The organism is Sporomusa termitida (assembly GCF_007641255.1).
GTDB lineage: Bacteria > Bacillota > Negativicutes > Sporomusales > Sporomusaceae > Sporomusa > Sporomusa termitida.
Map to the genome: position 1 here is coordinate 2,291,657 of NZ_CP036259.1, position 11,908 is coordinate 2,303,564.

Consider the following 11,908-nt stretch of genomic DNA (forward strand, 5'->3'; position numbering starts at 1 on the left):
ATTTGGTGTGGGTTTAGACCAACATCCTGATGCCGTGTTTAATTAATACTTTGCCTACCGCCGCCACCGGCACGCCCAACAGCATGCCAATGATTCCGAATAGCTCGCCGCCGGCAAAAAGAAAAAAAACAACCGTAATTGGATGCAAACCCACATTTTCTCCCAGGATTTTGGGGCTAATGATACTGCCTTCCAGCTGATGAATGATAAAAAATAATAAGCCCACTTTTACGGCCAGTACCGGAGATTCCAGCAAAGCCAGCGTTATTGCCGGTGTTGCCCCGATAAAGGCGCCAAAATAAGGGATCACATCCAGCAAACCAGCAGCAATGCCAATAAGTAAGGCGAAGGGCACTTTAAACAGATATAGCCCTGAACTTACCAAAACACCGACAATGACAGCCACAATCAGCTGCCCTCTGATTACCCCGCTTAATACTTTATCCACATCTTTTAACGCTAACATGTATTCATGGCGCCAGCGGCAGGGAATCAGCAGCGTAAAACCTTCTTTGATTTGCCGCCAGTCGTACAAAAAATAAAATGCTAAGATCGGGGTGATTGCCAGCCCGATAAAATGGGTAACCAAGCCCATTATGCTGTCAGTCAAATCACGGACAAAACCCTGACCGGCCTGTTGTAGTGATAATAGCGCATCATCAATGGCAAGCCGCATTGAATAGGGTAATACAGAGTTGTGATACTGATTCTGGATAAGATAAAATAACTCTTCCACTTTCTTTAATATCTGGGGCAGTTCTTTCGCAAAGCTTTCCAGGTCCCTGACCAAAACCGGAACAAGACGCGCGCCGCCCAGTATCACAATCGTAAATAAAACAACATAGACCAGGGTAATGGCTAATCCCCTTGACAGCCCTTTTCTCTCCAGATAGCAAACCGGCGGATTAAGCAGGTAGGCCAGTATTAAAGCAATAATAAACGGATATAAGCCACTGCGGACAAGCCAAAAAAAATACACAATTCCCAGCAAAAATAAGATTATAATTGCAAGACGGACATGCTTTTTCGTAAAATGCATACCTTCCTCCTTGTCAATAAGAACCCGGCGGCACTACAGGGGCTATACCAGCTGACAATGTAAAAAAAGGAGACCTTTTGGCCTCCCTATTACCGGATATCAATCCAGCTTTTTCATCAACCGCTTGCGCGCCCGGCGCGCGCCCCGCATCAAATCGCGGGTAGTATCGGCAACCGTGTCGGCACTACATTCAAACAGCGGTTTTTTCTGTGGTTTAGCCATGGGACCTATGATGGCGCCAAGTGCTGTTCCTACAAGTCCACCCCAAAGCAACCCTTGCCAAAACTTATTGCGCATCATATCACCCCTTTTGTACCTCTAAATTAACAGTACCCTGCAGCAAATTGTCATATAGTGTTAATGTGCCGTCAGACTCGACATTAAAAATTTTAACATCCTGATTCCGCACCGTAAACTCTACACAACAATCCCAACAATAGTACTGGTCGGCACCCACTTTACCGATTCCCCGCAGCCCGCACACAGGACAAGTTGTCATACCCCCACACCTCACACCTCTTTAGATTCAGGTATAAGAAGATCGGTCATTGTGTCTGGAACGATTAATTTATCCTGACCAACAACTTGTGTTTGCGGCAACGGCATAATTCTGCGACCATAGAGCAAATCGGTGATCAGGCCGTCTGAAATCTCATAAGCCTTTATCTCACCGGTGGTATTGTCATAAATAGCGTCAACCAATATACCTAAACTTAATCCGGTATCAGTATAAATTTGCTTGTCCAGCAAATCCCGCACATATTTTACGGTCCCTGGCATCATTGCCGGTGTTAGCTCCTGAACGGCATAGTTAGCCCGGACCATAATGGCGCTTCTGCCTACGCTGAATAAATCCTCAAACACAATCCCCTGGTCGTTACTGAACCAATTGGCACCGGCCAGGACAATCCCCCGCACGGCCGCCTGTTCCAAGTCAATAATAACTTCTTGTACCTCGCCAATCTGTACACCAGTACCGGTAATCAGCACAGGCAGGCCAAACAATTCGCGTAATTTTTGCATATCGGCCTCCACAACAGATTGTAGTATTAGTATAACCAGAATCGAAGTCTTTATATCATTGGCATGTCTGAGAAAAATTTATCCAGCAAATTACCTGATAATAATGCCGCCGCCAATAACAATATCATCATGATAAAAAACTACCGACTGCCCAGGGGTAATCGCCCGCTGGGGCGTGGCAAACCGCACCTGGACCTGGCCGTTGCCGAGCGGGCTGACAGTTGCCGGGGCAGCCGGCGCACTGTACCGTATTTTGGCCTCTACGGCCAGCGGCTCCGCCAGTTTATCAATAGTGATAAAATTAAGATCACCGGCAATAAGCTCGGCCGCAAAAACATCCTCATCTGAACCAACAACTACCTGGTTGTGTTCCGCATCCAGCGCAACAACATACAAAGGTTTGCCCACTGCTAACCCCAGACCTTTGCGCTGCCCAATGGTGTATAACTGCACGCCCTGATGTCTGCCCAGTATGTTGCCGCTGGTATCGACAATAAACCCCGGGGTCAAAGCAGCAGGGATTTTTTCTTTCAGAAAGGCTTTATAGTCATCATTGGGCACAAAACAGATCTCCTGACTGTCAGGCTTATCGGCAACCGACAGTCCCAGCTCTTTGGCCATTTTTCTGGTGTCAGTTTTGGCAAAGCGGCCTAAAGGCATTAAAAAATGCTGCAGCGTCTGCTGATTAAGGTGATACAACGCATAGGACTGATCCTTGGCAGGGTCTATCCCTTTGCGGAGGATATAACGCCGGCGCTCGTTGTCATACATAATCTGAGCGTAATGCCCTGTCGCAACATATTGAGCACCAAGGGCCAGCGCTTTAGTTAGAAAGCCTTCAAACTTTAGATAACGATTGCAGGCAATGCAGGGATTCGGGGTCCGGCCGGCCGTATATTCGGCCATAAAATAATCAATGACCGTTGCCTGAAACATATCCCGGAAATTAAGAACATAATAGGGAATGCCCAATTTGTTCGCAACCCGCCGCGCATCATCGACAGCTGTGATTGAACAACAGCCCCTGCTGTCCGGATTATCATCAGCCTGTTCTTTTTCCCATATTTGCATTGTTGCGCCTATCACATCATAGCCTTGATGAACAAGAAGGGCGGCAGTTAAAGAACTGTCCACCCCTCCACTCATGGCTACAACCACTCTGGGTTTGACCGCCATTAAATTATCACTTTCCTTTTTTAGCAATGTAATCTTTTATCGCTTCATGCAGCGCATCTGCTGCCAGGTTGGAACAGTGCATCTTGGCAGGCGGCAATCCGCCCAGGGCTTCCGCAACTGCCTTATTGGAAATCTCCAGGGCTTCGTCCAGGGTTTTTCCTTTTACCATTTCTGTTACCATACTGCTGGTGGCAATGGCGGCACCACAGCCAAAGGTTTTGAATTTTACATCGGTAATGATATCATTCTCTACCTGCAAATAGATCCGCATGATATCGCCGCATTTGGCATTCCCCACTTCGCCCACACCGGCGGCATCTTTAATTTCACCTACATTACGGGGATTAGTAAAATGATCCATAACTTTATCAGTGTACATAATGTTTTCTCCTCTCGCTATTTAGTGGTGATGACAACTAGAGCAGGGATTAGATGGTTTAAAGTCAGCGGCACTGCCATAAAGCGGAGACATACTGCGCAGCCGTTCAACAATTTCCGGCAATACCGCCAGAAAAAAATCAACCTCTTCTTCGGTATTGCCCCGTCCCAGGGAAACACGCAGTGAGCCATGGGCCACCTCATGGCTCAGTCCCATCGACAGTAATACATGTGACGGATCAAGTGAGCCGGAAGTGCAGGCTGAACCGCTGGAGGCAGCAATACCTTTTAAGTCCAAATTTAAAAGGAGAGATTCACCTTCTATATATAAAAAGCTAAAATTAACGTTGCCTGGCATTCTCATCTCTGGATGGCCATTAAGCCGGATGTGGGGAATTTTTTCGGTGATGCCGGCAATAATCTTATCACGCAAACCTTTAATAAACACCACTTTTTCATCCATATCCCGCCGTGCTATTTCCGCCGCCTTACCCAAACCAACAATTCCCGGTACATTTTCCGTGCCGGCCCGCATGTTTCGTTCATGTCCGCCTCCGTGTTGAATTTCCTCGACTTTTACGCCGCGGCGGACATAAAGAGCCCCAACACCTTTGCTGGCATGGAATTTATGGCCGGACATGGTAAGCAGGTCGATGTTAAGCTCTTTAACATCAATCGGACAGTTGCCAACGGCCTGAACAGCATCTGTATGAAAATAAATCCCTTTTTCTTTGGCTAGCTGGCCAATTTCTTTCACAGGCTGGATAGTTCCCACCTCATTATTGGCAAACATGATACTAATCAGAATTGTCTTATCGGTAATCGCATTTCTTAAGTCGTCCATGCTGATCATGGCATGCTCATCGACCGGCAGATAGGTAACAGTAAAACCCTGTTTTTCAAGATATTCGCAGGTATGTAGCACAGCATGATGCTCGATGGCGGTAGTAATTATATGATTGCCTTTTTTGCGGTTGCCATAAGCCACACCTTTAATCGCCAGATTGTCACCCTCGGTGCCCCCGCTGGTAAAGATTATTTCATTAGGAGCGGCATTAATCAGAGCAGCCACCTTTTCCCGGGCTTCTTCAACCGCTTTCCTGGTCTCACGGCCAAAAGAATGGACGCTGGAAGGATTGCCGTATTTCTCGGTCATATATTCCAGCATTGATTCAGCAACTTCCCGGTTAACCGGGGTAGTAGCCGAGTGATCAAAATAAATACGTTTCATACTACTCATCTCCTTGTCCCTTTTCTTCATTGCATAAATCAGCAAGCGTAATAGAATCCAGCACCGAAGTGATGCTGTCTCTTACCTTAGCCCAAACACCGCGGGTTACACATATATTAACCCGTGAACAGAAAGTCCTGCTGCCATCATCGGCGAGCAGACAATCCACCGGGGCAATCGGACCTTCCATAATCCGGATAATATCACCGACAGATATTTGCGCCGGTTCTTTCGTTAACGAATAGCCGCCCTGGGCCCCCCGCACGCTTTTTACAAAACCGGCCTTCCTTAATGTGCCCATTAACTGTTCCAGATAGTGTTCTGATATTCCCTGGCGCTGAGCTACGCTTTTGAGTGAAATAGCACCCTGACCATAATGCAAGGCCAAATCATACATGGCGGCAACACCATAGCGTCCTTTTGTTGACAGTTTCACGGCAACCTCTCCCACTCTGATCTTTTCCGAGTATTACGATAGGTTTTCTTTTTTTTAATATACCAAAATTGCAACAAGTTGTCAAAGGTGAATTTGCTTTTATTATTTGCGGTAATAGCAGCTCTATTCTTCGCCATTATTTGGGGCTTTTAGCTGGGCTAATCTTTCTGCAAACCCGGCTTCCCGGCCATGGCGGGTCGGATGATAGTATTGGCGGTGTCTAAGCTTATCAGGCATATACTCTTGCCTAACAAAACCTTCTTTATAGTCATGCGGATACAGATAGCCCTTGCCATTGCCAAAGCTGCGGGCCCCACGGTAGTTCGCATCACAAAGATGGGGCGGCACAGCGCCAAAATCAAGCCGGCGAACATCTTCGAGCGCGGCATCAACCGCCTTGTAGGCCGCATTACTTTTCGGCGCGCAGGCCAGATACACAACAGCCTGGGCCAGCGGAATCCGGCCTTCAGGCATCCCAATAAACTGTACGGCCTGAGCGGCAGCCATGGCCACAACAAGTGCCTGGGGGTCGGCATTGCCGATATCTTCGGCAGCACAAATAACCAGCCTTCTGGCAATAAACTTCACATCCTCCCCGGCTTCTAACATCCGGGCAAGATAGTGCAGGGCTGCGTCCGGGTCCGACCCCCGCATGCTTTTAATAAACGCCGACACAACATCATAGTGATTATCGCCTTTTTTATCATAGGCCTGCAGCTTCTCACCAGCCACTGCCTCGATAACCTCCGGACTTAGTATGCCCGGATGTCCGGGGTCCAGCATGGCTGCCGCCTGTTCGATGATATTGAGTGCGGTCCGGGCATCGCCTCCGGCTATGGCCGCAACCTTAAGCAGCGTATCTGCGGTATAAATCAGTTCCCGCTGCCCCAGCCCGCGTTCACGGTCCGTCAGTGCCTGTTCCAGAATCCGCACAAGCCCCTGCTCGTCAAGGCGTTTGAGACGAACTACGCGCATGCGCGAAAGCAGCGGCGAATTTACCTCAAAATAAGGGTTTTCCGTGGTGGCCCCAATTAATATAACAGTACCGTTTTCAACATAAGGCAGCAGGACATCCTGCTGGCCTTTGTTGAATCTGTGAATTTCATCGACAAATAAAATGGTCCGCCGTTGCTGGAGCCGCAGCCGCTCTTTCGCCCTCTCCACCACTTTCCTGATATCGGCGGTACCGGCCGCTACCGCATTTAAATTTTCAAAATAACAGCCGGTTGTTTGGGCAATAATATGGGTCAGGGTTGTTTTGCCAGTACCCGGCGGGCCATAGAGAATGACTGACGGCATATTGTCATTTTCAATCATCCGCCGTAAGAATTTACCAGGGCCGATTAGCTCTTCCTGCCCAATATAGTCTGCCAGCGTCTGGGGCCGCATTCTAACTGCCAAAGGTCTATTATCGGCTAATTGGGATTCAAATAAATTTGAAGAAAACAAATCCATATTGTTGACCATCCTTTACTGCTTTTGGCCAGTATGTTCGAAATTTTTTATAGCACTCGTAAAATCAATAAACGTAAGTATTCTAAGTATCCACGCAAAAATCCTGGTTGAAAATTTAAGAATCATTAGCAGTTTGATCGGTGACGGAGTTTATCTGAAGCTAAGACTTATAACCGAAAAGCGCAAATATATTTTATCAGAAGCAAGGGCCGGCAGCGCTGCCGGCCCTTGCTTCTGCCTGTGAATATAGATGCGATATTTTTCATATGATCATAAGGTACGGTTATAAAGTCTTTATCAACTTTACATATTTACTGTATTCATCTTCACCCTCAAAGATTATATTTGTAAATCCTTTTTTCTCATACAAATGACGCGCCCTAATATTATCAATATCAACACCGAGTGACATTTCTTTATATCCGATTTGTTTCGCATAATTGACAAGGTAATCGATAATTATGCCGCCAATTCCTTTGTGCCGATATTCCGATTTTACAATCATTCGTGAGAGATAAATCCGTTGACCTTTTATGGTGTAGTCTGGATCTTCATTTTCAAATACAAGCGCCCCTTCGCCAATGAAATCATCATTAACCTTATATACAAAAACAATTCTGTTTCCTGCGACTATTTCATTAAACCATTGTTGAGCATTTGGTTGTTTATCCATATTCCATATATTGGCACATTTTTTATAATTCGAAGGATCCAGTTTCTCAATTAAATATTCCATATTGGCACCACTTTCGTACAATTTCATGGATTTAGTATAGCTGAAATTTCCCGCGAATAATTATTCGTAGCTCAATATTTTATACAGTAACATTTTACCACGGTGAGTTACCTTATTTCCAGTAAATTACCGATTGGTGTGTAATAGTTATTGCAAACGCTGAAGATGACTTACTGCAAGTGCGCAATTATGATAAATCCCGTTCGGCAGTGAAGGCTAAAAAACACGACCATTGTATACCTAAAAACTAAGGATACAACAGTCGTGTTTGCATTCATTTATAAAGCTTGCATTTAATGCTATGTCTTACTTAAACCCGCCTTAGGATACCAAGCGGTTTACCGATAGGCAGGACAACCCGGCCGGCAAACTTGTTAAGAAAAATAGCGCCGCTGGCATAAAAACCGAGGATGCTGATCCCCAGCTCAGACCAGGCTGCAATAGAATGGGCCCAGTGAAATCCCCAGGAATCAAGGGCAAGACAGATTAACAGTGCATCAATCAAAACCATAATCCCGATAAATACCTTGTTTGTATCCAGGGATGCTACGGTCGCAAATACCGAGAAAATGAAGTAACCAAAAAATGCGAATCCCATTTGGCTCACATCAGCCTGGGCAGCAAGAGCGGCCCCAAATACTCCGCCTTTGATCATCCAGGCCATGGCCACACTATACCAGAACAGACCAAAAGCACCTAAAACAGTGGCACCAAAAAGATTATTGTGTTTAAAATCCCAGTATGAGGCAAAAAGCTGAGCCGTGGCTCCTAGGAAAAAAGCCCAAGGGATAAGGAATGCCGTACCTGATGTCCAGCCTAGTTTTTGCGATGCGGCCACCAGTGTTACCATGGCCAGACCAAAGACTCCTAATGGAGTAGGGTCAGCGATAACTTCAGAAATTTTTTGTACTTCACCGGGTGTGTTGCTCATGATATCCCCCTCTATAAAATTTACTCAATAAAGATATCATAAATTATGTGAAACGTCAATTCTTGTCGAGCAAAGTCTTGAAAAAATTTGTAATTTTAAGAATAAGCAGATTAGAGGGCATAAAAAAAAAACACGCTCATTCCCCATCATGCCGTATTGCCTCTGTTTTGAACCTGCCCTCGGCAGGTGGGTGCGCGCCTGGTTATTTTTTGTGTCCCCCCTACAGCAGGGCATACAGGCCATAACCAGAGACAGGCTCCCAAAGTGGATGTGTTGGCTCAAAACATAGACATTACACGCACACAACAGGGGATAAGCGCGATTTTTTTATTCGACTTTATATTATCAAATAAATCACGCAATTGCAAGAGTTTAGGGGTCGGTATATTCTTCCAATATAAAATGTTATTTTTTGGCAGGAACCTCTGATTTGATAAACAATTCCTTTAGCTGCCGCGAACCGACTTCTGACGGCGATTGCATCATCAGCTCCGCCGCGCTTTGGGTTTTAGGGAAAGCAATGACATCGCGGATAGAAGCCCTCTTCGCCATAAGCATCACCAGGCGGTCCAGCCCAAAGGCAATACCGCCGTGGGGCGGAGTACCATATTCAAACGCCTCCAGCAAATGACCGAATTTCTCCGCTGTCTCTGCCGGTGTTAAGCCGATTGCCGAAAATACTTTTTCCTGCAGGGTGCGGTTATAAATCCTGATACTGCCGCCACCCAGCTCAATGCCGTTAAGCACCATATCATAGGCTTTCGCTTTAATCTTGCCAGGTTCGCTCCCCAAATACCGAATGTCTTCGTCGCAGGGCGAAGTGAAGGGGTGATGCATTGCGACCCAGCGCTTATCTTCTTCGTCGTATTCAAACATCGGAAAATCAATGACCCAGAGAAAGGACAGCTTGTCCTGATCAATCAGGTTAAGCCTGCGCCCCATTTCCAGTCTGAGCTGGCCTAAGGCAGCGGCTACAACTTTCGGTTTATCAGCGACAAAGAGCAGCAGGTCACCGGTTTCGGCCTGAGCGGCAGCCGTCATTTTGTTAAGTACAGCTTCATTGAAAAATTTCGTAATTGGTGATTTGAGGCCTTCCTCGGTATAGGCTATCCAGGCTAAGCCCTTGGCGCCGTAAGTGGCAACATAGTCTACCAGACCATCAAGCTCACGGCGGGGAGCATTGGCGTACCCCTTAACATTAATCACCTTGACCTGCCCGCCATTAGCCAGCACCGCATCAAATACTTTAAACCCGGAATCTTTAAAAACAGCTGATAAGTCAATGAGTTCCATCCCAAACCGGAGATCAGGCTTATCTGACCCATAACGGGCTATCGCCTCTTCATAAGTCAACCGTACAAAAGGCGCGGCAATCTCGGTGCCAATCCCTTCTTTAAAGATATAAGCGACCATTTGCTCCATCAGGGACAAGATTTCTTCTCTGTCGATAAACGACATCTCAATATCCAGCTGCGTAAATTCCGGCTGACGATCGGCTCTTAAGTCTTCATCCCGGAAGCAGCGGGCAATTTGAAAATATCTTTCCAGGCCGGCAACCATTAATAATTGCTTGTAAATTTGCGGTGACTGGGGCAAAGCATAAAACTTGCCCGGATTTACCCGGCTGGGCACTAAATAATCCCTGGCACCTTCGGGTGTGCTTTTGGTAAGAATCGGGGTTTCTACTTCCAGAAAACGGTGTTTGTCCAAAAAATCGCGCATCGACTTAGTGACCCGGTGCCTGAGCAGCAGATCTTTTTGCATTTCCGGACGCCGCAAATCAAGATAACGGTATTTTAAACGCAGGATTTCATCAACCTCAATACTATCCTGGATATAAAAAGGCGGTGTTTTGGCCGTATTTAAGACTCTCAGCTCATTACCTTCTACTTCGATCGTGCCTGTAGCCATATTCGGATTAACAGTACCTTCCGAACGGACTTTTACTATTCCGCGTACGGCCAGGACAAATTCATTGCGAACCATTTCGGCCTTGCAGAATGCAGCTTTATTAACATCAGATGAAAATACCACCTGTACAATCCCTGACCGGTCCCGCAAGTCGATAAAGATAAGCCCGCCGTGGTCACGGCGCCGGGAGACCCAGCCGCACAGCGTTACCTCCTGCCCGGTATGATCCTGATTCAGATCATTGCACGCGTGGGTTCTCTTTAATCCCTGCAAGGTGTCAATTGTGTTAATCGTTGTTTCGTAACTGGCTGTTTCTATTTGTGCCATTACTTCTCCATCCCCTTTATTATCATCTGTATCAGATCAGCCCTGTCAACTAATTCCTGGCTACCTGTTGCCATGTTTTTTAACATTACCTTATTTTCAGCCAGTTCATCCTGGCCAATGAGAGCGACAAATTTAGCCGGATATTTATTGGCATATTTCATCTGGGCTTTTAAACTGCGGTTATTGTAGTCCATATCGGCGGCAAGCTTTGCCTGGCGAACCGCAGTTAATATTTGAAACGCCACCGGCTGAATTTCAGCTCCTAACGGCGCAACAAAGACATCAATCGCAGTATTGGCCGGGGGCAAGAGTTCCTGTTTTTCCAAAGCGAGCAGTACCCGCTCAATCCCAATGGCAAACCCGATCCCCGGCGTTGGCTGACCGCCGCACTCTGCGACCAGACCATCATAACGGCCGCCGCCACAAACTGCACTCTGGGCACCTAACGGAGCATACTGTATTTCAAAGGCAGTTTTGGTATAATAGTCCAGGCCCCGCACTAAACGGGGATTAATGACAAAACTGATCCCCGCTGCCGTCAGCAGTTCTTTTACGCCGTTAAAATGGCTGTTGCATTCGTCGCACAAACAATCCGCCATATGCGGGGCACCCTGGGCATGGTGAGTACAGGTTTCATTTTTACAGTCGAGAATACGCATGGGATTGCGCTCATACCGGGACTGACAGTCCGGACATAACTGAGCTAGTTTATCCCGGAAAAACTCCTGTAATTTGAGCCGGTAAACAGGCCGGCACACCGGACAGCCCACAGAATTGACAAATAAATTCAAATCAGTCAGGCCCAGTCGCTGAAGCAATTCCACAGCCAAACTGATAACCTCGGCATCAACCGCCGGCCCCTGGGCACCTATCGCTTCCACGCCAAACTGGTGAAACTGACGGTAACGCCCGGCCTGGGGCCGGTCATACCTGAACATAGGCCCGATATAGAACAGCTTAGCCGGCTGTGGTCCGGCATATAGTTTATTCTCCAGATAAGAACGCACCACGGCTGCTGTATTTTCCGGCCTTAGGGTAATACTGCGCTTACCGCGGTCAGTAAAGGTATACATCTCTTTTTCCACAATATCCGTAGTTTCACCGATACCCCTTAAGAAAAGTTCTGTATGCTCAAAAATAGGTGTACGGATCTCCTGATAGGCAAAATTTCTGCATACTTCGCGCATCATATTTTCCACATACTGCCAATAGCCGCTGCTGTCAGGCAATATATCCCTTGTTCCCCGCGGTCCGGTTGTCAACAT

Annotated in this window: 13 protein-coding genes and 1 other RNA gene; all 14 read right to left on the reverse strand. The window is 46.9% G+C overall.

All coding sequences use genetic code 11. The features are described from left to right. Window positions 1-13 precede the first annotated feature (13 nt). The gene (locus SPTER_RS10645) at window positions 14-1,039 is read right to left on the reverse strand and encodes an AI-2E family transporter (RefSeq protein ID WP_144350392.1); all 1,026 of its coding nucleotides are present in this window, start codon (window positions 1,037-1,039) and stop codon (window positions 14-16) included. A gap of 99 nt (window positions 1,040-1,138) precedes the next feature. Then, window positions 1,139-1,261 carry a hypothetical protein gene (locus SPTER_RS25645; protein ID WP_281289520.1) on the reverse strand — a complete coding sequence of 41 codons (123 nt, stop codon included), beginning with the start codon at window positions 1,259-1,261 and terminating at the stop codon, window positions 1,139-1,141. Window positions 1,262-1,340: 79 nt separating this feature from the next. Then, window positions 1,341-1,538, reverse strand: coding sequence for a hypothetical protein (locus tag SPTER_RS10650; protein WP_144350393.1), 198 nt, complete (start codon window positions 1,536-1,538; stop codon window positions 1,341-1,343). 11 nt (window positions 1,539-1,549) lie between these two features. Continuing rightward, on the reverse strand, window positions 1,550-2,062 hold the full coding sequence (locus tag SPTER_RS10655; RefSeq protein ID WP_144350394.1) for a PRC-barrel domain-containing protein: 513 nt from the start codon (window positions 2,060-2,062) through the stop codon (window positions 1,550-1,552). A 90-nt stretch (window positions 2,063-2,152) separates the two neighbouring features. Continuing rightward, window positions 2,153-3,238, reverse strand: coding sequence for a tRNA 2-thiouridine(34) synthase MnmA (gene mnmA / locus SPTER_RS10660; protein ID WP_144352859.1), 1,086 nt, complete (start codon window positions 3,236-3,238; stop codon window positions 2,153-2,155). Window positions 3,239-3,245: 7 nt separating this feature from the next. Continuing rightward, complete coding sequence (gene nifU / locus SPTER_RS10665) at window positions 3,246-3,617, reverse strand: Fe-S cluster assembly scaffold protein NifU (protein ID WP_144350395.1); 372 nt, start codon at window positions 3,615-3,617, stop codon at window positions 3,246-3,248. Window positions 3,618-3,638: 21 nt separating this feature from the next. Next, the gene (gene nifS, locus SPTER_RS10670; protein WP_144350396.1) at window positions 3,639-4,847 is read right to left on the reverse strand and encodes a cysteine desulfurase NifS; all 1,209 of its coding nucleotides are present in this window, start codon (window positions 4,845-4,847) and stop codon (window positions 3,639-3,641) included. Between the two features lies 1 nt (window position 4,848). Next, complete coding sequence (locus SPTER_RS10675) at window positions 4,849-5,283, reverse strand: RrF2 family transcriptional regulator (protein WP_144350397.1); 435 nt, start codon at window positions 5,281-5,283, stop codon at window positions 4,849-4,851. 123 nt (window positions 5,284-5,406) lie between these two features. Next, window positions 5,407-6,738: a replication-associated recombination protein A gene (locus SPTER_RS10680; RefSeq protein ID WP_144350398.1), complete on the reverse strand. Its 1,332-nt coding sequence runs from the start codon at window positions 6,736-6,738 to the stop codon at window positions 5,407-5,409. 283 nt (window positions 6,739-7,021) lie between these two features. Further along, window positions 7,022-7,501: a GNAT family N-acetyltransferase gene (locus SPTER_RS10685; protein WP_211367541.1), complete on the reverse strand. Its 480-nt coding sequence runs from the start codon at window positions 7,499-7,501 to the stop codon at window positions 7,022-7,024. Window positions 7,502-7,784: 283 nt separating this feature from the next. After that, window positions 7,785-8,405: an acetate uptake transporter gene (locus SPTER_RS10690; protein ID WP_144350400.1), complete on the reverse strand. Its 621-nt coding sequence runs from the start codon at window positions 8,403-8,405 to the stop codon at window positions 7,785-7,787. Window positions 8,406-8,541: 136 nt separating this feature from the next. Next, window positions 8,542-8,720, reverse strand: a non-coding RNA gene (gene ssrS, locus SPTER_RS10695) — 6S RNA. 90 nt (window positions 8,721-8,810) lie between these two features. Next, complete coding sequence (gene aspS, locus SPTER_RS10700; RefSeq protein ID WP_144352860.1) at window positions 8,811-10,598, reverse strand: aspartate--tRNA ligase; 1,788 nt, start codon at window positions 10,596-10,598, stop codon at window positions 8,811-8,813. A gap of 44 nt (window positions 10,599-10,642) precedes the next feature. Continuing rightward, on the reverse strand, window positions 10,643-11,908 hold the full coding sequence (hisS, locus tag SPTER_RS10705) for a histidine--tRNA ligase (RefSeq protein ID WP_144350401.1): 1,266 nt from the start codon (window positions 11,906-11,908) through the stop codon (window positions 10,643-10,645).